Origin of the sequence: Nonomuraea candida (genome assembly GCF_000725485.1) — a bacterium.
GTDB classification, from domain to species: Bacteria; Actinomycetota; Actinomycetes; order Streptosporangiales; family Streptosporangiaceae; genus Nonomuraea; species Nonomuraea candida.
This window is the reverse complement of the sequence record NZ_JOAG01000036.1, coordinates 114,123-136,601: the sequence shown is the minus strand read 5'-3', so window position 1 is coordinate 136,601 and position 22,479 is coordinate 114,123. Positions and strand designations below refer to the sequence as shown.

The 22,479-nt window shown below is 72.5% G+C and carries 25 protein-coding genes; 8 read left to right on the top strand and 17 right to left on the bottom strand.

Going from position 1 to position 22,479, the window contains the following annotated elements; all coding sequences use genetic code 11:
* Positions 1-200: 200 nt before the first annotated feature.
* The 8 genes from IO39_RS30955 to IO39_RS30920 form a co-directional block, all read right to left on the bottom strand.
* A complete protein-coding gene (locus tag IO39_RS30955) occupies positions 201-467 on the bottom strand; it encodes a hypothetical protein (RefSeq protein ID WP_043630344.1) in 267 nt (88 codons plus the stop codon).
* A 71-nt stretch (positions 468-538) separates the two neighbouring features.
* Positions 539-1,432, bottom strand: a complete 894-nt coding sequence (locus IO39_RS30950; RefSeq protein ID WP_043630342.1) for a sigma-70 family RNA polymerase sigma factor — start codon at positions 1,430-1,432, stop codon at positions 539-541.
* 9 nt (positions 1,433-1,441) lie between these two features.
* Entirely contained in the window at positions 1,442-1,828 is a 387-nt protein-coding gene (locus IO39_RS30945; RefSeq protein ID WP_169789150.1) for an STAS domain-containing protein, read from the bottom strand.
* A gap of 41 nt (positions 1,829-1,869) precedes the next feature.
* Positions 1,870-2,478, bottom strand: coding sequence for a phosphotriesterase family protein (locus IO39_RS30940; RefSeq protein ID WP_043630338.1), 609 nt, complete (start codon positions 2,476-2,478; stop codon positions 1,870-1,872).
* Positions 2,479-2,494: 16 nt separating this feature from the next.
* On the bottom strand, positions 2,495-3,757 hold the full coding sequence (locus IO39_RS30935; RefSeq protein WP_043630336.1) for an APC family permease: 1,263 nt from the start codon (positions 3,755-3,757) through the stop codon (positions 2,495-2,497).
* 111 nt (positions 3,758-3,868) lie between these two features.
* Positions 3,869-4,327, bottom strand: a complete 459-nt coding sequence (locus tag IO39_RS30930; protein ID WP_052423577.1) for a universal stress protein — start codon at positions 4,325-4,327, stop codon at positions 3,869-3,871.
* Positions 4,328-4,404: 77 nt separating this feature from the next.
* The gene (locus IO39_RS30925) at positions 4,405-5,025 is read right to left on the bottom strand and encodes a DUF998 domain-containing protein (protein WP_169789149.1); all 621 of its coding nucleotides are present in this window, start codon (positions 5,023-5,025) and stop codon (positions 4,405-4,407) included.
* Positions 5,026-5,212: 187 nt separating this feature from the next.
* Positions 5,213-6,142: a sensor histidine kinase gene (locus IO39_RS30920; protein ID WP_043630326.1), complete on the bottom strand. Its 930-nt coding sequence runs from the start codon at positions 6,140-6,142 to the stop codon at positions 5,213-5,215.
* Between the two features lie 214 nt (positions 6,143-6,356).
* Between IO39_RS30920 and IO39_RS30915 the strand changes: the two genes are divergently transcribed.
* On the top strand, positions 6,357-6,911 hold the full coding sequence (locus IO39_RS30915; RefSeq protein ID WP_043630323.1) for a DUF1707 SHOCT-like domain-containing protein: 555 nt from the start codon (positions 6,357-6,359) through the stop codon (positions 6,909-6,911).
* On the opposite strand, the gene IO39_RS30910 is transcribed toward IO39_RS30915, so the two are convergent.
* Together IO39_RS30910 and IO39_RS30905 are read right to left on the bottom strand one after the other, a co-directional pair.
* Positions 6,881-7,993, bottom strand: a complete 1,113-nt coding sequence (locus tag IO39_RS30910) for an aromatic ring-hydroxylating oxygenase subunit alpha (RefSeq protein ID WP_043630321.1) — start codon at positions 7,991-7,993, stop codon at positions 6,881-6,883. The genes IO39_RS30915 and IO39_RS30910 overlap by 31 nt on opposite strands.
* 62 nt (positions 7,994-8,055) lie before the next feature.
* Positions 8,056-9,147 carry an FAD-dependent oxidoreductase gene (locus IO39_RS30905; RefSeq protein WP_084773770.1) on the bottom strand — a complete coding sequence of 364 codons (1,092 nt, stop codon included), beginning with the start codon at positions 9,145-9,147 and terminating at the stop codon, positions 8,056-8,058.
* A 260-nt stretch (positions 9,148-9,407) separates the two neighbouring features.
* Between IO39_RS30905 and IO39_RS30900 the strand changes: the two genes are divergently transcribed.
* Positions 9,408-9,782: a DUF8711 family protein gene (locus IO39_RS30900; protein WP_043630318.1), complete on the top strand. Its 375-nt coding sequence runs from the start codon at positions 9,408-9,410 to the stop codon at positions 9,780-9,782.
* Positions 9,783-9,965: 183 nt separating this feature from the next.
* On the opposite strand, the gene IO39_RS30895 is transcribed toward IO39_RS30900, so the two are convergent.
* Complete coding sequence (locus IO39_RS30895; RefSeq protein WP_084773768.1) at positions 9,966-11,069, bottom strand: glycosyltransferase; 1,104 nt, start codon at positions 11,067-11,069, stop codon at positions 9,966-9,968.
* Positions 11,070-11,107: 38 nt separating this feature from the next.
* Between IO39_RS30895 and IO39_RS30890 the strand changes: the two genes are divergently transcribed.
* The 3 genes from IO39_RS30890 (at position 11,108) to IO39_RS30880 (ending at position 16,509) form a co-directional block, all read left to right on the top strand.
* Entirely contained in the window at positions 11,108-11,926 is an 819-nt protein-coding gene (locus tag IO39_RS30890) for a PIG-L deacetylase family protein (RefSeq protein WP_245642400.1), read from the top strand.
* A 50-nt stretch (positions 11,927-11,976) separates the two neighbouring features.
* The gene (locus IO39_RS30885; protein ID WP_043630309.1) at positions 11,977-13,038 is read left to right on the top strand and encodes a lysylphosphatidylglycerol synthase domain-containing protein; all 1,062 of its coding nucleotides are present in this window, start codon (positions 11,977-11,979) and stop codon (positions 13,036-13,038) included.
* Positions 13,039-13,116: 78 nt separating this feature from the next.
* Positions 13,117-16,509 (top strand): ATP-binding protein, encoded by a 3,393-nt coding sequence (locus tag IO39_RS30880; RefSeq protein ID WP_043630307.1) that lies wholly within the window; start codon positions 13,117-13,119, stop codon positions 16,507-16,509.
* On the opposite strand, the gene IO39_RS30875 is transcribed toward IO39_RS30880, so the two are convergent.
* Positions 16,478-17,032 carry a hypothetical protein gene (locus tag IO39_RS30875; protein WP_157549104.1) on the bottom strand — a complete coding sequence of 185 codons (555 nt, stop codon included), beginning with the start codon at positions 17,030-17,032 and terminating at the stop codon, positions 16,478-16,480. The two genes, IO39_RS30880 and IO39_RS30875, sit on opposite strands and share 32 nt — an antisense overlap.
* 152 nt (positions 17,033-17,184) lie before the next feature.
* Here IO39_RS30875 and IO39_RS30870 point away from each other — a divergent pair, with 152 nt between their 5' ends.
* Entirely contained in the window at positions 17,185-17,715 is a 531-nt protein-coding gene (locus IO39_RS30870; RefSeq protein ID WP_052423574.1) for a DedA family protein, read from the top strand.
* Between the two features lie 46 nt (positions 17,716-17,761).
* Here IO39_RS30870 and IO39_RS30865 read toward each other — a convergent pair whose 3' ends face one another.
* Complete coding sequence (locus tag IO39_RS30865) at positions 17,762-17,962, bottom strand: YegP family protein (protein WP_043630301.1); 201 nt, start codon at positions 17,960-17,962, stop codon at positions 17,762-17,764.
* 100 nt (positions 17,963-18,062) lie between these two features.
* Between IO39_RS30865 and IO39_RS30860 the strand changes: the two genes are divergently transcribed.
* Complete coding sequence (locus IO39_RS30860; RefSeq protein WP_043630298.1) at positions 18,063-18,911, top strand: D-alanyl-D-alanine carboxypeptidase family protein; 849 nt, start codon at positions 18,063-18,065, stop codon at positions 18,909-18,911.
* 47 nt (positions 18,912-18,958) lie between these two features.
* Here the strand turns inward: IO39_RS30860 and IO39_RS30855 are convergent, their stop codons facing one another.
* The gene (locus IO39_RS30855; RefSeq protein WP_157549102.1) at positions 18,959-19,477 is read right to left on the bottom strand and encodes a hypothetical protein; all 519 of its coding nucleotides are present in this window, start codon (positions 19,475-19,477) and stop codon (positions 18,959-18,961) included.
* 421 nt (positions 19,478-19,898) lie between these two features.
* Here IO39_RS30855 and IO39_RS30850 point away from each other — a divergent pair, with 421 nt between their 5' ends.
* Complete coding sequence (locus tag IO39_RS30850; protein ID WP_043630293.1) at positions 19,899-20,195, top strand: hypothetical protein; 297 nt, start codon at positions 19,899-19,901, stop codon at positions 20,193-20,195.
* Positions 20,196-20,368: 173 nt separating this feature from the next.
* Here IO39_RS30850 and IO39_RS30845 read toward each other — a convergent pair whose 3' ends face one another.
* The 3 genes from IO39_RS30845 to IO39_RS30835 all read right to left on the bottom strand — a co-directional run bounded on the left by IO39_RS30845 (position 20,369) and on the right by IO39_RS30835 (position 22,349).
* Positions 20,369-20,611 carry a DUF4235 domain-containing protein gene (locus IO39_RS30845; protein ID WP_043630291.1) on the bottom strand — a complete coding sequence of 81 codons (243 nt, stop codon included), beginning with the start codon at positions 20,609-20,611 and terminating at the stop codon, positions 20,369-20,371.
* 162 nt (positions 20,612-20,773) lie between these two features.
* Complete coding sequence (locus IO39_RS30840) at positions 20,774-21,586, bottom strand: TrmH family RNA methyltransferase (RefSeq protein WP_043630288.1); 813 nt, start codon at positions 21,584-21,586, stop codon at positions 20,774-20,776.
* Entirely contained in the window at positions 21,579-22,349 is a 771-nt protein-coding gene (locus IO39_RS30835) for a DUF4184 family protein (RefSeq protein WP_043630285.1), read from the bottom strand. Before IO39_RS30835 ends, IO39_RS30840 begins: the two co-directional genes overlap by 8 nt.
* Positions 22,350-22,479: the final 130 nt, after the last annotated feature.

Genomic DNA, 22,479 nt, shown 5'->3' with positions numbered 1-22,479 from the left:
AGCTACCGGCGGGGACGGCTATGCTGCGCAGTGACGTTTGCCCCGCCCTCACCCGAAGGAGACGTTCGCGATGTACAAGGAGTTCGCCGTGGAGGCCGTGATGTGGGTCGTCCCGGTCGTGGTGCTGATCGGAGTGGCGCTCCTCGTCACCGCGTGAGCCCACAGGGGCCGAGCCGCACCGGCCCGGCCCCTGCCGTCATTCAGCGGTAGTACCTGTACGACACGTGCGTCCTGGCGACATACCTGAAGCCGGCGCCGTCCAGGTGGTTGTTCCACATCCGCACCAGCGAGCCCGTGCGCACGGTGCAGGAGGCGTAGCGGACCTTGCGCGCCCCGATCGTGCCGACGTTGTCATAGCAGGAGCCCACGCTCCGCCCGTTGACCGTGAGACGGGCGTTGAGCTTGGTGAACGGCCGGCCGGGTCCCTCTGACGCAAGACCTCCCAGGCCCCGCTCGCGCGTCTCCACGACCGGCCGTTCGACCGCACATGCAACAGCACGCCGCGTTTCGGCGGCGTTTCCGCCCGGGGCGCCCCGGCTCACGAAGCCCACGCCAGCAGCGGCCCCCCTTGCCTGAGCCGCCGCAGCGCCTGCCGCTCCAGCTGCCTGATGCGCTCCCTGGTGAGCCCGAGATGCTCGGCGATCTCGGTGTACGTCTGCGCCTCCTGACCGGTCAGGCCGTACCGCTGCCTGATCACGAACGCCTCCCGGGGCGGCAGCGTCGTGACGACCTGGCGCAGCTCGGCGCTCAGCGCGCGGCGCTCGGTGAACTCCTGCACCTGCAGCCCGTCGTCATCGGCGATCATGTCGCCGATCCGGCCCTCGCCGTGCTCGCCCACCGGGATGTCCAGACTGACCATGTCCTGGCCGAGCCGGCGTAACGCCGCGACCTGCCCCGGCGACCGCTCGGCCGCCCCTGCCAGCTCGGCGTCCGTCGGCTCGCGGCCCAGCTCGGTGGCGAGCTGCCGCTCGACCCTGATCAGCCGCGCCAGCTCCTCCGCGACGTGGATCGGCAGCCGCACGGTGCGGCTCTTGTCGTGGATGCCGCGCTCGATGGCCTGGCGGATCCACCACATCCCGTACGTGGAGAACTTGTATCCCCGGGTGTAGTCGAACTTCTCCACCGCCCTGATCAGCCCGAGGTTGCCCTCCTGGATGATGTCGAGCAGCGGCAGCCCCCGGTAGGAGTAGCGCCGGGCGGCCGCCACCACGAGCCGGAGGTTGGACCTGATCAGCAGGTCTTTGGCGCGCTTGCCATCGAGCGCGACGCGTTCGAGTTCTGGCGTGCCCTCACCACGCTCGATCAGATGGCCCGCGTACAGGCCTGCCTCGATCCGCCGGGCGAGATCCACTTCGTCCGCGGCGGAGAGCAAGGGGGTCTTTCCGATCTGGTCGAGGTACATACCAAGCAGATCGGGCTCTTCTGCCGACATGTCCGGGAACTACCCGGTAAACGGCGGCGAATTCCCGGCTTCGTTCAGTTCCGCGATGGCCAGCTCGGCCGTGCTGCGGATGTCGAAGAACTTGTCCAGCGCGGTGATCGCGAACAGGTGCTTGCACCTGCCGTTGAGCCCCGACAGCAGCAGCCGGCCTCCCGAGGCGGTGACGGCCTTGTGCAGGTAGACGAGCACCGACAGGCCGGAGGAGTCGCAGACGCTGACCGCCTGCATGTCGATGACGAGCAGCGGCGGCTGGGTGAGGTCGAGGGCCTTGGTGACGCGGTCGCGAACCTCGGCCGCGGACCCGAAATCGAAGTCCCCCGTCAACCGCGCGATGACGCAGGGTCCCTGGAGTCCGAGGCTGATCGACAAGGCCTGCTCCGAAGTCACCCAGCTCCACCTACCCGCGTTGCTCTCCCGATCCACCCACTTTAGGTGAAGTAGCGCTCCGGGTTGAACACCAGCATCTGCTCAATCTGGTCATCGGTCACGCCCGAGTCGCGCAGTGCGGCCAAGACGTCGTCGTGAAGGTGATCGTAGCGCCAGTTCGGCGCGAGCGTACGGCGGGTCTCCTCCCAGGCGCCGCCGAAGTAGTCCATGAAGCAGGCCGTGTCGTGGCTGAGGACCATCCGGTCGGCGTATCCCCGCCGGCAGAGGGCCGCGATCGTGGCGACCCGCTGCTCGGTGGGGTTGTAGGCGTCGAGCCCGAAGCGGTCCATCCCGAGGATCGCGCCGGTGTCGGCCAGGCGCATGAGGTAGTCGAGGTCGTTGCTGTCGCCCGCGTGCCCGACCACCACCTTCCGCAGGTCGACGCCCTCCTTCGCGAACAGGTCCAGCGCGATCAGCCCGCTCTGCGCGACCGCGTTGGTGTGCACGGTGATCGGCGCGCCGGTGCGCACGTGGGCCTGCGCCACGGCGCGCGCGATGCGCTCGACGCCCGGGGTGAGCCCCTTGGCCTCGATCGCGCACTTGAGGAAGGCCGCCTTCACCCCGGTGTCGGCGATGCCTGCGGTGAGGTCGCGGACGAAGTCGTCGATCATCGAGGTCGCCCGGTCGTCAGCCGGCCGGGTGTCTTCGGCGCAGGGCGTAGATCGCCAGCCCGGCCGCGAACACCGCCAGCCCGGCCACCACCGACGCCGCCGGCAGCGTCGCCGCCAGGACCAGGCACAACACCAGCCCCGCCACCGGCACGGCGCGGGGCGGCGCGCCCTCCTCGCGCCCCAGCGTCAGCGCGCACGCGTTGGCGATCGCGTAGTAGACCAGCACCCCGAACGAGGAGAACCCGATCGCCTCCCGCAGGTCGGCCACCAGCAGCAGCACGATCACCGCGCCGCCCACCGCCAGCTCGGCCCGCCTGGGCACGCGCCGCGCCGGGTCCACGACGGCCAGCGCGCCGGGCAGGTCGCGCTCGCGCGCCATGGCCAGCACCGTGCGCGAGACGCCCAGCAGCAGCGCCAGCAGCGCGCCCAGCGCCGCCACCGCCGCGCCCGCGCCCACCACCGGCGCCAGCCAGCCGTAGCCGGCCTCCTTGACCAGGTCGGACAGCGGCGCCCGGGACTGGGCCAGCAGCAGGGGCTTGAGCGTGCGCAGCGCGGCCAGCGCGACGAGCAGGTAGACGACCAGCGTGATGCCCAGCGCGATGCCGACCGCCCTGGGGATGGTGCGGGCGGGGTCGCGCACCTCCTCGCCCAGGGTGGCGATCCGGGCGTAGCCGGCGAAGGCGAAGAACAGCAGCCCCGCCGCCTGCAACACGCTCCCCACCTCGAACGGGTACGGGTCCTGGGGCAGGGGCTCGTAGGCGAACCAGCCGAAACGGATCTCGTCGTCGCCGGTCAGCCCCGCCACGACCACCGCGAGCAGCACGGCCAGCACGAAGGTCACGATGATCCGGGCGGCCCCGGCCGAGCGCTGCACGCCGAGCAGGTTGAGCAGCGTCAGCGCGGCCACGGCGGCGACGGCCAGGGGGCGTTCGAGGCCGGGTGCGACGTAGGCGCCGAACGTGAGCGCCATGGCCGCGCACGAGGCGGTCTTGCCGACCGTGAAGCCCCAGCCCGCCAGGTAGCCCCACAACGGGCCCAGGCGGCGTCTGCCGTAGACGTAGGTGCCGCCCGACTCGGGATAGAGGGCGGCCAGCCGGGCGGAGGACGTGGCGTTGCAGTAGGCCACGACGGCGGCCAGCGCGAGCGAGACGAGCAGCCAGTCGCCCGCGACCGCGGCCGCCGGGGCGAACGCGGCGAAGACGCCGGCGCCGATCATCGCGCTCAGCCCGACGACCACCGCGTCGGTGGTGCCGAGCCGCCTGGCCAGTTCCTCGGGCAACGCCTGGCCTCCCTTCCCGCCTCAGGAGGCTCCCACTCTGCCGCATCCCACCGGCGGCCCGCACCAACGCCCGGATGAACACCTTCCTCCGGAGCCGGGCCGGCGGGGTGGTCAGGTCCGCTTGCCGGGGCCGGGGACCACCAGGACCGGGCGGTGGGCGTGGTGCAGCACCCGGTCGGACGTGCTGCCGAGCAGCAGCGAGCGCACCCCGCCCAGGCCCCTGGTGCCGGTCACGATGAGCGTGGCGTCCAGCTCGTCGGCCACGTCCACGATCGTCGACCAGACGGCCACCGAGTCCACGTCGCAGCGCGGCGTCGCGTCGAGCCCGGCCTCGCGAGCCAGCTCGGCGCCGTGCCCGGCCAGCTCGCTCATCGCCTGCCCGATCGCCTCGTCCTCGGCCCCGGACTGGTCGATGGCCACCATGAGCCCGGCCGAAGCCCTGGCCGAGGTCATCGCCAGCCGCTCCCACACCGTCAGCACGACCGCGTGCTCACCCCTGAACAGCCGGCCCGCGAAGGCGATGGCGGCCTTGGCGTCCTCGGACCCGTCATACGCGATCAGAATCGTCATCTCAGTCACTCCCAGAACAAGAGGTCGGGGCCTACCTCTTTCCTGATCGGCGGGTTTCACTCCTGCGGCGCTCCCGGTCAGGCCAGGGCCGGGGAGACGCCGCGCCGCACCGAGTGCCCGAGCATCGACATCCCGGCCAGCGCCAGCACGCCCAGCTCGGTGACGACCACGAGCCGCTGGGTCAGCCCGGCCGGGATGTCGTCGTTGGTCAGCGGGATGCCGAACATGCGCACCACGTACGGGATCACGACCAGCAGCAACGCGCCCAGGGCGATCGCGCTCAGCACCCGCATCGCCGGGGCGTACCGGATCTTCGCGTTGGCCAGCAGCAGCCCCGCCAGCGGCATCACCAGGAAGGCGGCGAAGGCGGCGTAACGGTGGATGCCGCCCGAGAGCGACAGCGGCACGCCGGGCCGATCGGTCGGGAAGGCCCCGATCAGGAACATGCTCGCCCCCCAGGCCAGCAGCAGTGCCACGATCCAGCGGCTCATCCCCGCCCGGCGCATCGCCTCGGCGATCAGCGTGGCGCCCACGGCGAACAACGTCAGAGAGGCGGGCAGCAACCAGCCGGCCGACTGCCACACGTACTCGCTGATCACACTGTGGAACGGGTCCAGGTCGGATTCGGCGTGCAGGGTGAGCATGGCGCCACTGCCGGCGCCGATGGCCGCGAAACCGCTGACAAGCAAAGCCTTCATGCCACCAAGCTCGTGGAATGCGGGCTTTGCGAACATCGGAGATGCGCCCGAAGCGGCCCTGAACCAACCCCTAATACCTTGGTCTGATCTTCCCCTAGGCGTGGCCGGTGACCTGCGTGGACGTGACCCCGGGTAGGGTCTCCCCCCTCAGGGTGGGGGTAGGTGGCGGCACCCCGCGCGCTCGGGGTCAGGGGCCGCCGGGGACGTCGAAGTAGGCGCGGATGGTGGTCGCGCCGGCGCGGGTGTGGACGCGTACGAGATCGCTCAGGAGGTTGACGATGAGCAGGCCGCGCGAGCCCGCGTCACGCGGGTCGACCGGCCTGCGGCCCACCAGCGGGTCGGTGATGTGCCCCGCGTCGCTGACCTCGCACACCAGCCGCCCCTCCTCGACCCACACCCGCAGCCTGCCGGAGCCGCCGCCGTGGTCGAGGCTGTTGGCCCCGAGCTCGGCCACCGCCAGCCGGATGTCGTCGAGCCGCTCGTCGGCGAAGCCCAGCGCGGCGGCCTCCCCGCCGGCCACGGCCCGCACGGCCGACAGGTTGGTGCGGTCGAAGTGCAGCGAGACGAACGCCCCCGGCTCGCCGAGCGGCCGGTTGTGCCCGTCGATGACCAGCTCGGGCGCGTAGCCGGCACTGGCCCGCTCGCCGGCCGCGTCGACGAGCACCGGGTGGGTGAGCTCCGCCTCGCGGATGACGTCGGGGCTCAGCCCCACCATGTCGTACGGGCACAGGATCGTGACCCGCCGCCCGGTGAAGGCCAGGTTGATCAGCGCCTCGTGCTGGGCGCAGGCCGGATATTCGGTCGCGGTGCGCCCGGCCCAGATCGGCTCCCCGATGATGCGGACGTGGCGGTCGGGATGCCGGTCGGCGAAGGCCCGCAGCACGCCGGGGATGATGCGCCCCGGGTTGCGCCCGGCCTCGCGCATGTCGAGCATGAGCACGTCGTCGGCCGCCGCGCCGAGCTCGGCCCGGATCAGCTTCAGGTTCGGCCCGGGCACGGCGATGGCGACGGGGTCGCCCGCGGCCAGGCCCGCACGGACGAAAGCCGTGGTGGCGGCGACGTATTCCCCGTCATCCCGGTAGAAGAGCGCCGGGTGCACGAACGGTTCGGCCAACATCAGACTTCACGCTACCCAACGTTGATGAGTTCTCGGCAATCCGTTGGGGTAGCTACATGGTGTGAAGAGAGTTCAGCTCGTCCGCCGCCCCCGCCCGCTCCCCCGTCAGACGCCCCTCGACCTCCGCACTCCCTCCGGCAAGCAGCTCCCATTCTGACCGGTTCCGTCCGCCTTCGCCCTCCCGTTCCGACGGTCGCGAATCTATGCTCAAGATATGTCGGAATTGCAGATGCGGGTCTCCTACGACGACCGGGAGCGCACCGCCGAGCTGCTGCAGCACGCGTTCTCCGAGGGCCGCCTGACCCAGCCGGAGCTCGAGGAGCGGCTCGAGTCGGCCCTGACGGCGAAGACCTACGGCGATCTGCTGGCGCTGACCACCGACCTGCCGGTCGACCAGCCGCAGGTCGGCGACGTGGTCGAGCTGGAGTCGAAGAACGGCGCCGTCAAGCGCTCGGGCGACTGGGCGGTGCCCAGGCGGCTGCGGGTGGCCTCCAAGTACGGCAGTGTCGATCTCGACCTCTCCACGGCCGTCATCCCCCACCAGGTGGTGGACATCGACCTCGACCTCACCTACGGCTCCGCCAGGATCGTCCTGCCGGAGGGCGCGGTGGCCAACGTGGACGGCTTCCAGGCCGACTGGGGGCAGTCGTCCACGACGAAGGTCCCGAGCAGGCCCCGGCCCGGCGTCCTCCACGTGGTGATCACCGGCAGGGCGAAATACGGCGGCCTGACCGTGCGCTATCCGCGCAGGCGCTGGTTCACCCACTGATGGAACAGGGAGATGTGGTGCTCGCTCGGCACGAGCACGCCGCCCTCCCGGTAGGCCCGTGACGACATGCCGGGCTGGGTCCGCTCGCAGGCGTCGAAGTCCTGCTCGTTGACCCGGTGGAACAACTCGACCGACGGCGACACGTCGGCCCCCGCGGCGATCACGTCCGGGTGATAGAGCCAGTCGCACTCCACCACGGTCCGGTCCACGGCCATGGGGAACATGCGGTGCAGGATCACGTGGTCGGGCACCAGGTTGACGAACACCTGGGGCTTGACCGTGATCGCGTAGTAGCGGCGGTCCTGCTCGTCGGAGACTCCGGGCAGCCTGCCGAACCCGGCGCTGCCGTCCACGGTGAACCCCTCGGCCCGCTCGGCGAACTCGGCGCCGTGGCCCACGTAGTACTGCGCCGCGTAGCCGCCGGCGAACTCGGGCAGCACGGCGGTCAGCTCCGGGTGGATGGTGGCGCAGTGGTAGCACTCCATGAAGTTCTCGACGAGCAGCTTCCAGTTCGCCCGGACGTCGTAGACGATGCGGCGGCCCAGGGCCAGCTCGTCCACGCGGTAGCGCTCGATGGCGGCCGGGTCGCCCAGGCGCTCGGTGGCCGCGTAGGTGACGGTCTCCTCGAACGAGGGCGGCTCGCCGGCCAGGCACACCCACGCGTACCCGAGCCATTCCCGCAGGTGCACGGGGACCAGGCCGTAGGCGACGCGGTCGATGTCGGGCATCCTGGCCAGGTTGGGCGCGGCGGCCAGCCGCCCGTCGAGGTCGTAGGACCAGGCGTGGTACGCGCACCTGATCGTCCTTTTGACCTCGCCCGCCTCCTCCGCGCACAGGCGGGCGCCGCGATGCCGGCAGACGTTGAGGAAGGCGCGTAAGCGGGCGTCCCGGCCGCGCACGACGATCACGCTCTCGCGGCCGGCCTGCACCGTCCTGAACGCGCCCGAGCCGGGCAGGTCCGCGCTCCTGACGGCGCAGAACCAGAGGCTCTCGAAGATCCGCTCCTGCTCCTCGGCGAAGATCTCGGGGTCGGTGTAGGCGCGGCCGGGAAGCGTGGAGATCAAGCTCGACGTGGTGGTCAACCGACACCCCTTGTTGCGTATTACGCAGCGAGTTGCTCTATATGCGACATCGTCAGGCGGCCTCAGGGGGCTGTCAAGAGGTAGGTGCTGTAGCGGCGTAGCTGGGCGGTGTACACCCAGGTGGCGAACCTGTCGGAGAGCAGCCGCACGATCGGCCCCTGCCGGTCGGTCAGCTCCGTCCCGGCCAGCCTGGCGGGCCTGCGCGCCACCTTCGCCCTGGCCCGCTCGTACGCGCGCAGATCTGCCAGCGACCGGCTCAGCAGCCAGGCGTCCTCCAGCGCCTGGTTGGCGCCCTGGGCCATGGTCGGCGGCATGGTGTGCGCGGAGTCGCCGGCCAGCGTGGTCGGCCCCCGGCCCCAGCGGTCGGGGATGGGCTGCTTGTGGTGGGGGAAGAAGTCGACGTCCCCGACCGACTCCAGGACGCCGGGCACCGGGTCGGCCCAGCCGCCGAAGCGCTCGCGCAGCCGGTCCACCACCTTCGGGTCGTCGGCCCAGAAGGGCCCGCCGGGGGCCGCCCGGACGTCGAACCACCACAACAGCCGCCCCCGGCCGGCCGGGATCAGCCCGCACAGGCCCTGCCCGCCGGCCACCATCACCGCGCGGTGGTCCTCCGTCAGAGCGGTCGGCATGGTGGTGAAGCCCTGCCAGGTGACCCAGCCGCTCAGCTTCGCGCGGTCGTCGCCGTGCAGCGCGGCGCGCACCACCGAACGGCGGCCGTCGGCGCCCACCAGCACGTCGCCGCGGACCGTGCGGCCGTCGGCCAGCCGCGCCTCGGCCCGCTCCGGCACCACGTGCTCGGCCCGCGCCCCGTAGGTCACCGGCACGCCGTCGGAGAGCAGCTCCACCAGCTCTCTGCGGGCCACGTGCACGACGGGGTGGCCGTAGCGGCGCTCGGGCACGGTCAGGTCGAGCGTGAGCAGCCGCCGCCCGCCCGGGGCCCACGACTCCAGGGTCTCCAGCCGCCGCCCGACGCCCGCGTAGTCGGCCTTGAGCTCGCGGAGTATGGCCGTGCTGCCGGGCCAGAGCGTGACCGAGCCACCGGCCGTGCGCAGGTCGGGCGCCTCTTCGTACACCTCGACCTCGTGGCCCTCCTGGAGCAGGCCGCGCGCCAGGGCGAGCCCCGCGACGCCGGCGCCGATCACGATTACCCTCATAGCGTCTCCCTTTATTGAGACCCTGAATATCAGATCGCCCACACGCCCGCCCTGTGGCACAGCCCCGGCGTCTCCCGCCTGGCCAGGCAGGTCTACGTCGAGACTTCGTCGCCTACCGGGGGCTCCTGGAACCGCCGCTGCCGGAACCTGCCGCACGGCTTTACGCCCGCCTGACACCTGTGGTGTTAGTGGGGTGCAAGTGACGATCAAGCGGACGTCCGTAACATGCCTTTCGTACGGAAACCAATGAAGGGCACTACATGACTCCCCCTCGTCGTCGCCTCGCCGTCGCGGCAGCGACGCTGATCCTCGCCGGCTTCACCACCGCCTGTGGCGCGGTGGGCCAGGCCGTCGACTGCGTCTCGTTCACCCAGGAGCTCAACAAGATCACGAACGAGTTCAGCAGTTCCATGGGCACCGCGGCCACGGACGTCAAGGCCATCGATAAGGCGAGCCAGGAGACCGCGGACAAGCTCAAGGCCCTCGCGGGCAAGCACGAGGGCGAGCTCGCCAGCGCGCTGACCGACATGGCGTCCCTCTTCGAGGGCATCAAGGCCGACGACCCGGCCGCCGCCACGGAGGCGATGGGCAAGCTTCCCGACATCCAGGCCAAGGTCACCTCGGCCTGCAGCTGATCGGCTCGCGGCCGTCGTGCGCCCGCCTGCGGGGGGCAGGCAGGGGCGGCGGTCGCGTCCAGCGGGCGGAGTGAGCCCTTCGAGGCTCGCCGTCCGTGACGGGAGAGACGGCCGTGGCGTCCGTGGGGGCGGACGTCACGGCCTCTCGCCCGATGAGGGCACGCGGGTCCTCGCGCGCGGCGGCTACCTGGCGCTGCGCCGGCCCTGAGCGTGGATCGCCTGCTCGTACGCCCGCTCGAACCCTTCCAGCACCATCGCCCACGAGCCCGCCGCGGGCGGCGTGGACCGGTTGTGCGCGGCGATCGACTCGCGCAGCCGGGCATCGACGCACAGCCTCGCCACCGCCCTGGACAGGTCGCCCAGCGTGCGCCCGAGCAGGCCCTCGGTGCCGTCCTTGACGAAGTCGGCGACGCCGCTCTGCGCCCTGGCCACCACCGGCAGCCCGGCGGCCCGCGCCTCCAGCGCCGCGATGCCGAACGACTCGCGCGGCGCGGGCGCCACGAACACGTCGGCCGTCTCCAGCACCTTGGCGATCTGCTCGCGGGTGTGGCGGCCCGGCAGCGAGACCCAGCCGGCCATGCCGTGCCGGTCGAGGAAGCGCTCCATCTGCCCGCGGGCGGGCCCGTCGCCGACGATCGTGGCCCGCATCGGGATCGTGGCGGGCACCCGGGCCCGCGCGTCCCGCAACAACTTCAGCAGGCGCACCGGCTGCTTGCGCGGCGCCAGCCGGCCCACCGCCACGACGTGCACGCCCTCCCGGGCGCCCGGCTCGCCGGGCGGCGGCGCCCAGCCCGACAGGTCGAGGCCGTTGGACACCACGCGCACCGGCACCCCCGGCCCGGCCACCGAGCGGATCGGGACGGCGGCGGCGTTGCTGACCGTCGTGGCCACCAGCCGCCACCGCTGCCAGCCGAAGGCCAGCCGCAGCAGCCGGTAGAGCGCCCGCGTGACCGGGTCCCACATGCTGTGCACGGTCACCACGCACGGCACCCCGGCGCGGAACGCGGCGCGCACGCCCTGCCAGGCGAACGGCGAGACGGCGCCCGCGTGGACGTGCACCACGTCGGGCCGGCCGGAGGTGATCCGGCGTGTGAGATGGCCCACCCCGAACGGGTGCACGGGCAGGTCGAACGGCATCCTCGCGACGATCCTGTGCACCCCGGGCAGCGGCTCCCCCCTGGTCGCCGTGGCCACCGACACCTCGTGTCCCGCCTCCCGCTGGGTGCGCACGAGGTCGGCGACCTGGACCTCGATCCCCCCGAGACGCGGCAGGTAACAGTCACTCACGTGAAAGATCCGCACGCCTCCCACACTAATCTGGGCTTGTGCCTCCACGTACCGCTGTGTTCTTCCATGCCCACCCCGACGACGAGGCCCTGCTGACGGCGGGCACCATGGCGATGCTCGCGGCCGAGGGCCACCGCGTGGTGCTCGTGGTGGCCACGGCGGGCGAGCGCGGCCTGGCCGAGATGGCGCCCGGCGAGGCGCTGGGCGAGACCCGGCTCAAAGAGCTGTACGAATCGGCCGCGCTGCTCGGCTGCGCCCGCGTCGAGTGCCTCGGCTACGGCGACTCGGGGCTGAGCCCCAAGGGCGGCGTCGCCGAGGAGCGGCCCGACAACGCCTTCATCGACGCCGACAGCGAGGAGGCCGCCAAGGCGCTGGCCGCGATCCTCCAGGAAGAGCGGGCCGACCTGCTGGCCATCTACGACCCGGCGGGCGGCTACGGCCATCCCGACCACGTGCAGGTGCACCGGGTGGGCAAGCGGGCGGCGGAGATCGCGGGCACGGAGATCGTCCTGGAGGCGACGGTCAACCGTGACCCGCTGCTGTGGCTGCTGCGGGTGGCGGGCCGGTTCTACACGTTCCCGCCGGAGTTCGACGTGCGCACGTTCGAGAGCGCGTACTCACCGGGTGACGTGATCACCCACCGCGTCAACGTCCGGAAATACACCAGGCAGAAGCGGGCCTCCATGGCCGCGCACGCCTCCCAGGCCAGCGGCGGCGACAGCGACCGCACCCTCGCCGTCATGCTGAAGGTCCCCCGCCCCCTCTACCGTTACGTCTTCGGCACCGAGTGGTTCGTCCGCCGCGACCTCCCCCCGGGCGCCCGCCTCACTCATCCCTTCGACCGGTGGCCCACCTAGTCCTTCAGAACGACGAGGCCGCCCGCCGGAACCCGGCAGACTGGACTCCGATGAAGAACAAGTGGCTCCAGATCGCCCTGTCCGTGCTGTCGCTCGGCCTGGCCGTGCTGCTGGTGGTCTACCTGCCGCAGATCGTGCAGGCGCTCACCGGCAAGCCGGTCTCCTGGGGCGAGATCGGCAGGGTGTTCGGCACGCTCGACGCCGGCGAGATCACGCTGATGGCCGGGCTGTGGCTGCTGAGCCTGCTGGCGTACACGTTCGTGCTGACCAACTCCCTGCCCGGGCTGAACAACCTCCAGGGCCTGGCGCTCAACGCGGCCGGCAGCGCGGTCAGCAACCTGCTGCCGTTCGGCGGCGCGGTGGGCGTGGCGCTGTCGTGGGCGATGACCAAGGGCTGGGGCTTCACCAGCCGCGCCTTCGTGGTCATGACGCTGGTCAGCGGCGTGTGGAACACGTTGTTCCGGTTCATCCTGCCCGCCGTCGGGATCATCGCGCTGCTGATGGCCGGGCAGGCGCCCAACGCGACCGTGGCCAAGGCGGGCTGGACGGGCGCGATCTCCATCCTCGTGCTCTGCGTGGTCGTGGCCGTCGCGCTCTACTGGGAGCGCGCGGCGCTCTGGCTCGGCAAGGGCATCGACGCGGTGACCCGGCTGCTGCGGCTGAGGTTCCACGCCTCCGAGGCGTTCCACCGGCTGCGCGCCGACACGGCGGGCGTCGTGCGGACCCGGTGGGCGGGGCTGTCGCTGGGCATGGTGTTCTTCCTTGGCTTCCAGTGGGCGATCATGGCCGTCTGCCTCCAGGTCACCGGCGCCTGGCCCGGCCTGGCCCAGTCGATCGCCGTCTTCGCCCTGTCGCGCGTGCTCACCAGCGCCCTGATCACGCCCAGCGGCGCGGGCATCATGGAGGGCGGGGTCGTGGTGCTGCTCACCACCGCGTTCGGCGTGGCCGCCGCCCCGGCGACCGCCGCCGCACTGCTCTTCGGCTTCTGGACTTACACTATCGAGATCCCGTTCGGCGGCCTGGCACTGGGCGCATGGGCGCTCCTGCGCAGGCGCAACGGCCGGAACGCCGGCGCGGAGCCCCCGTCCGCGATCTCGAAGGCCACTCAGTGACAATCCCAAACCCATCGCGTGCTAATCGACCACGGGCCTTGTGCGTGATTCGCAGGCCCGCATAGCGTGGCGGCTGACATGGTGGCGTTCCGAGTTCTGGGGCCAGTCGAGGCGTACGAACACGACGACGAACTCGACCTCGGCGGGTTGCGGCAGCGGGCCGTCCTCGCCCGGCTTCTCGTGGCCAGAGGCCAGGTCGTGCCCGTTGACACGCTTCTCTACGACCTGTGGGACGACGACGCGGCGAAGGGCGCGCAGTCGGGTCTGCAGGTCTACATCTCGCGCCTGCGCAGGGTGCTGGAGCCCGGCCGCCCGCGCGGCGGCCCCAACCGGCTGCTGGTGACGGTGGCCAGCGGCTACGCCCTGCGCGTGGCCTCCGACCAGGTCGACGCGCTCCGGTTCGAGCAGCTCGTCCGGGCCGCCGGCGAGCACCTGGAGGAGGGCGACCCGCAGTCCGCGCGCGGCCGCCTGGAGAAGGCGCTGGGGTTGTGGCGCGGCACCCCCTACTCCGACTTCGCCGACCAGCCGTGGGCCGAGGCCGAGGTCAACCGGCTGACCGAGCTGCGCCTGGTCGCCCGCGAGCGGCACGCCGACACCGGCCTGCGGCTCGGCCTGCACGCCGAGACCGTCCCCGACCTGGAGGCGCTCACCACCGAGCACCCGCTGCGCGAGGAGGGCTGGCGGCTGCTGGCGCTCGGCCTCTACCGCTGCGGCCGCCAGGGCGACGCGCTGGCCGCGCTGCGCAGGGCGCGGAACATCCTGGCCGACGAGCTCGGCATCGACCCGGGCCCCGCGCTGCGCAAGCTGGAGTCCGACATCCTGGCCCAGTCACCCGAGCTGGAGCTGGCCGCGCCCGCGCGGGCCCCGAGGCCCGCCGCGCCCGTCTCCGACACCTGGCCGCCGCGCCCGGCCGCGCCCGTCGAGCCGCCGCCGCTGGAGCCCGAGCCGTTCGTCGGCCGCGACGCCGAGCTGGCCAGGCTGACCACGGCCGCCTCCCGCACGGGCCGCTTCCAGGTCGCGATCGTGGCCGGCGTCGCCGGCGCGGGAAAGACCACGCTGCTGCGCCAGCTCGAAGGCCGGCTCGGCGCCGACGGCTGGATCACCGCCTCCGGCGCCTGCCCCGACTCCAGCGCCACCCCGCCCGGCTGGGCCTGGGTGGAGATCCTGCGCACGCTCATCGGCACGACCGGCGCCGGCGAATACGCGCAGCTCCTCGCGCCGCTGATCGACGACGCCGCGCCCGACCCCGACGAGGACGAGGCGTCGGGCGGCTTCCGGCTGCACCGGGCGGTCGGCGGCTACCTGGCCGGGGTGGCCCGGCGCGGCCCCGTGCTGCTGACGCTGGAGGACCTGCACTGGGCCGATGACCAGACGCTCGCCCTGCTGCGCGCGCTGCCGAGCCTGCTGGCGACCAGCCGGGTGCTGCTCGTGGTGACGTGCAGGGAGAGCGAGCTCGACGACCGCCAGTCCGACGTGCTGGCCGCCCTGGCCAGGCTCGGCCCGGTCCGGGTGGGGCTGTCGGGGCTCGACCCGAAGGCGGTGGCCGAGCTGGTCAGGGCCACCTGCGTACGCGAGATCGACGAGGACGCGGTCGAGTCGATCGTCGAGCGCACCGGCGGCAACCCGTTCTTCGTCCGCGAGACCGTGCGCCTGCTCGACGCCGAGGGCGCGGCCGACCGGGCCAGCGCCACCGAGGTGCTCTCGCGGGTGCCCTCCGGCGTGCGCGACGTGCTGCGGCGGCGCATCTCGCGGCTGCCCGCCGGGGCGCAGCAGATCCTGCTGCAGGCCGCGGTGATCGGCCGCGACGTCGACCTCGACGTGCTGATCGCCGTCGCGGGCGACGAGGAGGCGGTGATCGAGGCCGTCGAGGCGGCGCTGCTGGCCGGGCTGGTGACCGAGCCGGGGCCGGGGCTGCTGCGCTTCGACCACGACCTGGTGCGCGACACGATCTACTCCGACGCCTCCCGGCTGCGCCGCACCCGGCTGCACGCCGCCGTCGCGGCGGTCATCGAGCAGCACGCGCCCTCCGACGTGGCGGCGCTGGCCCACCACTACTACCTGGCCGACGCGGCGGGCAAGGCCGTGCACTACGCCGGGCTGGCTGCCGAGCAGGCCGAGCGGCGCTTCGCGCACCGCGAGGCGGCCTCCCTGTGGGAGCAGGCCATCGCGGCCTTCGACCGGTCCCGCACCGAGGACCAGGGCGAGCAGCCCGAGCGGGCCAAGGAGCGGCTGCGGCTGATGCTGCGCCAGATCAGGGCGCTGGCGCTGTGCGGCGACATGACGGCCGCGCGGCTGCTGCGCCGCAAGGCCATGGACGCCGCGCTGCCGCTGGGCGACCTGGAGATCACCGCGAAGGTGGCGGCCTCCCTGGCCGTGCCGCACAAGGGCATGGCGCGCGACTTCACCCGCACCGCGTGGGAGATCGTGGACGTCACCGAGAAGGCGCTCATGGAGCTGCCCCAGGGCGAGCAGCGGCTGCGGGCGAGCCTGCTGACCACGCTGGCCCTGGAGCTGGAGGGCTCCTCCTCGCCCGAGCGCGGGCGGCAGGCCTCGCTGGAGGCGCTGGAGCTGGCCCGGCAGAACGGCGACCCGGCGCTGATCGCGGCGGCGCTGAGCGCCCGGTTGCGGCAGTCCTACGACATCCCGGCCGTCGACTCGCGCGAGAGCATCGGCAGGGAGCTGCTGGAGGTCGCGCAGCGCTCGGGGCAGATGGCCACGCAGGCGCTGGCCCACCTGGTGCTGCTGGAGTGCGCGGCGGCCAGGGGCGAGTTCGCCGCGGCCGACGAGCACGCCGCCGCCGCCGACCGGCTGGCCAAGCAGTACGACCTGTCCGCGCCCGCCGCGGTCGTCGTCTGGTACTCCGGGCAGCGGCTCATGATCGCCGGCGACTACGAGGGCGCCGAGCGCGCCTACCGCGAGGCGGCCAGGGTGTCGGCGCGGGCGGGCATGCTGGAGGGCCGCCAGGACCTGCCGCTGATCACGACGTTCTGCCTGCACCTGGTGGCGGGGCGGGCGGCCGAGATGGTCGAGCCGCTGGCCGACGCCCACCTGCGCGGCGCCAAGTGGACGCTCGACGCCTACGCGCTGGCCCTGGCCTCGGCCGGGCACCTCAACGACGCCAAGGCCGTGGCCGCGACCAGGCCGCCGGTGCGCCCCGACTTCCTGTACGAGCTGGTGATGACCTGGCGGGCGCTGGCCGGGATGCTGCTCGACGACCGCGAGCGGATGGTCGACTGCTACGACAAGCTCAAGCCGTTCGCCGACCGGGTGGCGGGCGCGGGCACCGGCGTGGTCGCGCTGTGGCCGGTGGCGCTGACCCTCGGCGACCTGGCCATCCGCCTGGGGCAGCCGGACGCCGCGCGCGAGCACTACGAGAAGGCGCTGGAGGTGGCCCAGCGGGTGGGCGTGCCGCGCTGGGTGGACGCGGCGCGGCGCTCGGTCAGCAGCTCACCTGGAAACGGTCGCTCCTGACCGTCGCGGCGCCCTTGACCACCAGCTCGATGCGGTACCACCCCGGGTTGGCGGTGATCCTCGGCCGCCATTCGACGGCGCGCTCGGGGGCGGCGAAGCCGCCGTGATCGACCAGGTACGCGCGCCACTGCCGGGTCGCCGGGCTCCAGCGGGCCAGCCGCCAGTGGTAGGAGACCGTGCGGCCCGGGCCGGGATTGACGACGAGGCTGCGGGCGGGGTACGACCTGGCGCAGCCGGGGCCCGGCTCGGGCACGACGCTCATGGTGATCACGCCACTGCGCGCCGGGGCGGTGTGCTCGCCGGCCGGGGCGGTGACGGGCAGCTCGCGGGCCGCCGGCGTGACGGCGGCGGCGGGCCTGGCGGAGATCCCGGCGGAGGGCGCGGCGGAGGGCGCGGCCGCCGTGCCGGTGCTGCCGTAGGCGGACAGGCCGGCGTACGCGCCGGCGAAGGCGAGGGCCGCGGCGAGCAGCTTGGCGGCGGTCGCGGTCCCGCTGGTCAGGACGGCTGCGCTTCTCGTCGGCATGGTCATCACCCCTTTGGCTCACTCATAGAGTGAAACGGGGTGCTTGCGTGCCGGTTGTCGGTTACTTGCGGGCGCTTGCAGGGGGCGTGTGGCACTTGCCTGCACCGTAAACTAAGGTAAGCCTGACCTAAGGGTTCGGAAGGAGTGGTGTCATGCGGCCTGCGGTGATAGCCGTTCCCGCTCCGTCCGAGCCGTTCTGGCTGGGGCTGCCGTACTGGCTGGTGGGCGCCATCCTGATCGTGGCCCTGTTCGGGGCCTTCCAGGTCTACTACTGGGTCGGGCGCAAGCTGGGCGAGAAGATCTACGAATCGCGCGTCGGCGTCAAGGTGGGCCGGGAGCGCATCGAGAAGGTCGAGCGCGTCGTCGAACGCTGGGGCGCGCTGGCCGTCTACGGCTGCTTCTGGGTGCCCATGCTGCGCCACACGCTGCCCTGGGTCGCGGGCGCGCTGCGCGTCTCCTATCCCTGGTACGTCGTCGCCAGCGCGCTGGGCTGCCTGACCTGGGCGCCGTTGTGGTGGTTCGGCGGCATGGCGGTCCTGTGGGGCTGGCTGCAACTGGCGCAGCGCTCGCCGATCACGGCGGCGGCGGTGGCCGTGCTCGCGGTCGCGCTCGTGGGCTGGCTCGCCTTCCGGCGCAGGCAGAAGCGGCGGCGCGCCGCCGACCACGAGGCCCTCACCTCCTAGAACCCCCGGGCCGAGCCGCCACCCGCCGACGCCGGAGGCCCGACTCCTAGTTCCCCTGCGGACCCTTGCCGCTCTGGTCGTCGATGGGGGCCTCCGGGGCGTTCCTGCGCACGGTCTCGATGCCGTTCACGCAGGCCACCTTGTTCGGATAGCCCTCGCCCACCGCGAGCGTCTGCCCGTTGTTCGCGACGAGCGCGAAGCGGTATCCGCCCTGCCCGTCCTCGCTGATGACGAATCTTCCTGCCATGGCTGCACCCCCCGCCATATCGGATCTATCAATGATTTACCCCCATCTGATCGAGACGCATGGCCGAGTTCGGCAAACGATGCCTTGATCTCCTGTCACCATGATGAGCATGCGTATTGGTCGTTTGATGGGCTCTGTCGTAGTCGCCTTGGTTGTGGGGTTCTCTTCCCCCGCCATGGCCGCGCAGGAGCCGGCCGTGAGTGCGAAGGTGGCGTACGTCATCGACTCCGTCGGAACGGTCCACTTCGGCAAGCGGGAGACGAAGCGGGTGCCGGTGGCCAGCCTGGTCAAGATCATGACGGCGTACGTCGTGCTCCAGGAGGCGCGGCCGGGCGACACGGTCAAGGTCACCGCCACCGACGTCACATACGCCGCCCGCGGCGGCGCCGCCACGGCCGGCCTGCGCAAGGGCGAGCGCTTCACGGTCAGGGACCTGCTGTACGCGCTCATGCTGCCCTCCGGCGCCGACGCCGCCAACGCGCTGGCCCGGCACTACGGCCCCGGCAAGACGGCCTTCGTCGCCAAGATGAACCGCACCGCCCGCGCCCTCGGCCTCACCGACACCCGCTACACCAACGCCGACGGCATGCCCACGCCCGCCAACGGCGGCTACTCCACGGCCGTCGACCAGGCCAAGCTGGCGCAGCACGCCCTGGAGAACGACCTGTTCACCACCGTGGTCGGCACCCGGACGCACAAGGTGGCCAAGACCGCCGTGCACCGGGCGCACACGTGGCGCAACACGAACAAGCTGCTCTCGCGGGCGGACGGGGTGCTGGGGGTGAAGACCGGCTACACGAACGCGGCCGGGCACTGCCTGCTGTTCGCGGGCGAGCGCGACGGGGTGCGGATCGTGGGCGTGCTGCTGGGCGAGTCGAAGGACGAGCGCCGCTTCTCCACGGCCGAGAGACTCCTCGACCACGCGGGCGGACAACTCGCCCTGGGCTGACCCCTGCCCTGACCGCCCGGCCGCCCCGGGCCGGACAAGGGTTCTGGTCAGCCGAAGGTGATGTGGCCGCGGCCGGGGAGGGTGGCCAGGCCGCGGGTGGCGCAGCCCAGGAGGGTCGCGGGGGGCGTGATGCCGCCCACGACGCGCTCCCCCGCCAGCCACCCGGCCGCGACGGTCCCGTTGAGCAGCGTGTCGGCCGGCTCTCCCGCGACCAGGCGGTCCGCCCTGACGCGCAGCTTCGAGGTGCCGACAGGGCGGCCGGTCACGCCGAACCACGTGATCACGGCGCTGCCGCGCACCTGGCGGGCGCTGGTGCAGGACGCCTGCGCGGTCGCCTTCACGCTGGCCCATCCCGAGCGCAGGAACGCGGCCGTGCCGTCGGGCGAGGTGCAGCCGGTGAGCTCCAGGTGGCCGCGCGCCCCGACCCGCCGCGGCGTCAGGCCGATCCTGGGCGTGAAGGTCAAAGGCCGGCCCGAGGGGGTCGCGGCGGCACAGGTCAGCGCGCTCTTCCCGGCCGGCGCCGGCCGTGCGGGCAGGGCCCACCCCAGGCCCAGAGCCGCCGGCACGTCCCACGCGGGCCCTTCGGACGCCCTTCGCGCCGGCCGTCCCAAAGACGCCGGCCGCCCCAGAGACGCCGGCCGGTTCCAGGCCGATCCTTCGGACACCGTTCGCACCGGGGCCGGGGAGCCCGCGGGCCACCGCGCCGGCTCCGTGAGCTGTGGTGGCCGGCTCAGAGGGGCCGTCGCGGCGGTGAGTGCGATGATCCAGGCCACGTTCATGCAGTCCCCCTCCGGCCTGCGCCCCCGGCACGACCGTTTCCGTCATCAAATGATTACAGTCTGCATCATCGAGAACGGCGGGGTGGCCGCGTTCCACGCGGTTTCCGCTGCACGAGGGGACTATGCGGAAATTCCCCGCGAAATCGGGCCCCACTCTTGTTTCCGCAGGTAGGGTGAGGCCCACACCTCTCCACTAAGGACAACCCCCATGGCGGAATTCTTCGAGGTCCGCACGACGATCGAGGGCCACGAGAGGGCCGCCGCGCTCGCGCACGGCATCCTTCTGACGGGCCTGGCGACGTCGATCGACATCGCCGAAGTGCCGAACCCGGCTCCCGGCCACGACGACACCGCCTGGCAGCTCACGCTCATCACGACGGAGCGGCAGGTGTCCCACGTCGAGCGGCACATCAGAGAGACCGCGGGCGACCGGCCCATCGACCGTGACCCGGTCATCCACGACATCGACCGCTATCCCGACTGGCTCGCCGACGACCAGTCCTGACGGCACCACCCAGCGCGCCCGGCCGCCCGGGGCGGCAATGGGGACGCCGGAAGGTCCGCGCGCACCCCGCCGCCCGGGGCGATCACCTGCGGCGCCGGAAGGTCCGCGCACCCCGCCGCGCGGGGCGGACCTGCGGCGCCGGAAGGTCCGTGCGCCCGCCCCGCTGAGGGCGATCACCTGCGGCGCTGGAAGGTGCGGGCGCCCGCACGATGCACGGCGGCTCTGACCAGGCCGAAGATCGCGCCCTGCACCGCCGCGGCGACGAGGACCTCCGTCCAGGTGCGGTCGGGGTCGTCGGCCTCCGGCGCGTCGTCCCGGCCCGAGGCCAGCTTCCACACCTGCCTGAACAGCGACGCCGCCAGGGCGCCGCTCACCAGTCCCATTCCTACCGAAGTGGCCTTCTCCACCGGCTTCATACCTTCTCCTCACGCTGACGTGGTGTCTGCCCGTGCCCCATGGCACGGCGTTAAACGCCCCGCGCGGGTTTGCGCACGTGCCGGCACGCTTTCGGTGCCGGCGTGCCTTCGATATCGGCGCTTTCGGTGCCGGCGCGCTTTTGATACCGGCGCGCTTTCGGGTCAGCCGGCGCGGCGCATCAGTCCGTGGCAGGCGATCGCGGCCGCCGCCACCACGTTGAGGGAGTCGACACCCGCGTCCATGGCCTGCGCGCTCATCGGGATGCACACGGCCAGGTCAGCCTCGTGCAGCCAGTGGGAGGACAGGCCGTCGCCCTCCGCGCCGAGCAGCAGCGCCACCCGCTCCCCCAGCGCGGCCTCGTCGATGGGGGCGGCGCTCTGGTCGGGAGTCAGGGCGAGGGTGCGGAAGCCTGCGTCGCGGAGGTGCGTCAGGCCGGTGAACCAGTCGTCCATGCGCGCGTACGGGATCGAGAAGACCGCGCCCATCGCGACCTTCACCGCCCGCCGGTAGAGGGGGTCGGCGCAGCGGGGGGACAGGATGATGCCGTCCACCCCGAGGGCGGCGGCCGACCGGAAGATCGCGCCGACGTTGGAGTGGTCGACGAGGTCCTCCAGCACCAGCAGGCGGCGGGCGCCGCCCTTCAGCAGGCTCTCCACGGACGGCAGCGGCAGGCGCTCCATCGAGGCCAGCGCGCCGCGGTGCACCTGGAAGCCCGCGATGCCCGACATGACCTCGTCGCTGACGACGTAGACGGTGGCGTCTCCGAGGACGTCCTCCAGGGAGGCCAGCCAGCGCCGGGTGGTCAGGACGGAGCGGATCGGGTAGCCGGCGCCGATGGCCCGCCTGATCACCTTCTCCCCCTCGGCCAGGAACAGGCCGCGCTCGGCCTCAAGGCTTTTGCGCAGCTCCACGTCCCTGAGCCGGGTGTAGTCGGAGAGGCGGGGGTCGTCGGCGTCGGTCACGTACTCAAGCACGAGTCGATACTGCCACGCGCCGCCTGACCTGCCAGACCAGCGCGTAGCAGAGCAGGACCAGGGCCAGGCCGATCACCGTGCCCGCGCCCGTCTTGGTGATCACGGAGGCGATGCCGAACTTCGGGTTGGGCTCGTCGATGAGAGGCCAGAACAGCGCGCCCGACAGGACGCCCGCGCAGGAGGCCGCCAGGACCGTCCAGCGGGCGCGGCGCGTCAGGCGCAGCCGCTCCGGCACGGGCGCCGCCGCCATCCTGGTCAGCCCGCGCCACCCCCACCACACCACCACGGCCAGGCCGATCGCGGAGGAGGCGTACTGCAGGAGGCGGAAGAGCCTGATCACGCCGAAGACGGAGACCGACAGCCAGGCGCCCCACTCGGCGGGCCCGGTGGAGTGGGTGAAGGAGTCCCACAGCACGTGGGTGGCGGCGCCGAGCACGCCGCCCACGGCCATGGGGAGCACGCGCAGCCGGTCGGGGATGAGCAGGGCGGCGCGGCCCGCGAGGGCGGCCGGGAGCAGCGCGATCAGGGGGTCGCGCAGGACGAGGTGGAAGAGGGGGAGCAGGATCAGCACCGCGAGCGGGTCGATCGTGACCACGCCCAGCCAGGAGTGCCAGTCGGAGTAGTCCGGCAGGAACGGCAGGAAGACCGGCAGGTCCGGCACCATGGCGCCGAGCGCCAGCGCCCACGGATCGACGAACCGGCGCATCCGGCGCGAGGCGATCAGCGGCAGCACGGCGGCGATGTGGCTGGGTGTGAACGGCACGGACGGCCCCCTTCTGTCGTTGATCATTATGCGGGGGCAACCTTGACCATGCTTTGCCGCGGCCAGACGGGGTCACGTTCGGTAGTGGGTACCGTACAGATCGCTGTCGACGGCCGGGCATAGCCGGGAG

What these genes read in the sequence shown, in the direction of transcription:
- IO39_RS30950 (WP_043630342.1), bottom strand. Translation starts at nt 1,432, where the DNA reads ATGTCGGCAGAAGAGCCCGATCTGCTTGGTATGTACCTCGACCAGATC.
- IO39_RS30940 (WP_043630338.1), bottom strand. Translation starts at nt 2,478, where the DNA reads ATGATCGACGACTTCGTCCGCGACCTCACCGCAGGCATCGCCGACACC.
- IO39_RS30930 (WP_052423577.1), bottom strand. Translation starts at nt 4,327, where the DNA reads ATGACGATTCTGATCGCGTATGACGGGTCCGAGGACGCCAAGGCCGCC.
- IO39_RS30925 (WP_169789149.1), bottom strand. Translation starts at nt 5,025, where the DNA reads ATGAAGGCTTTGCTTGTCAGCGGTTTCGCGGCCATCGGCGCCGGCAGT.
- IO39_RS30920 (WP_043630326.1), bottom strand. Translation starts at nt 6,142, where the DNA reads ATGTTGGCCGAACCGTTCGTGCACCCGGCGCTCTTCTACCGGGATGAC.
- IO39_RS30915 (WP_043630323.1), top strand. Translation starts at nt 6,357, where the DNA reads ATGTCGGAATTGCAGATGCGGGTCTCCTACGACGACCGGGAGCGCACC.
- IO39_RS30905 (WP_084773770.1), bottom strand. Translation starts at nt 9,147, where the DNA reads ATGAGGGTAATCGTGATCGGCGCCGGCGTCGCGGGGCTCGCCCTGGCG.
- IO39_RS30900 (WP_043630318.1), top strand. Translation starts at nt 9,408, where the DNA reads ATGACTCCCCCTCGTCGTCGCCTCGCCGTCGCGGCAGCGACGCTGATC.
- IO39_RS30885 (WP_043630309.1), top strand. Translation starts at nt 11,977, where the DNA reads ATGAAGAACAAGTGGCTCCAGATCGCCCTGTCCGTGCTGTCGCTCGGC.
- IO39_RS30880 (WP_043630307.1), top strand. Translation starts at nt 13,117, where the DNA reads ATGGTGGCGTTCCGAGTTCTGGGGCCAGTCGAGGCGTACGAACACGAC.
- IO39_RS30875 (WP_157549104.1), bottom strand. Translation starts at nt 17,032, where the DNA reads ATGCCGACGAGAAGCGCAGCCGTCCTGACCAGCGGGACCGCGACCGCC.
- IO39_RS30870 (WP_052423574.1), top strand. Translation starts at nt 17,185, where the DNA reads ATGCGGCCTGCGGTGATAGCCGTTCCCGCTCCGTCCGAGCCGTTCTGG.
- IO39_RS30865 (WP_043630301.1), bottom strand. Translation starts at nt 17,962, where the DNA reads ATGGCAGGAAGATTCGTCATCAGCGAGGACGGGCAGGGCGGATACCGC.
- IO39_RS30860 (WP_043630298.1), top strand. Translation starts at nt 18,063, where the DNA reads ATGATGAGCATGCGTATTGGTCGTTTGATGGGCTCTGTCGTAGTCGCC.
- IO39_RS30850 (WP_043630293.1), top strand. Translation starts at nt 19,899, where the DNA reads ATGGCGGAATTCTTCGAGGTCCGCACGACGATCGAGGGCCACGAGAGG.
- IO39_RS30845 (WP_043630291.1), bottom strand. Translation starts at nt 20,611, where the DNA reads ATGAAGCCGGTGGAGAAGGCCACTTCGGTAGGAATGGGACTGGTGAGC.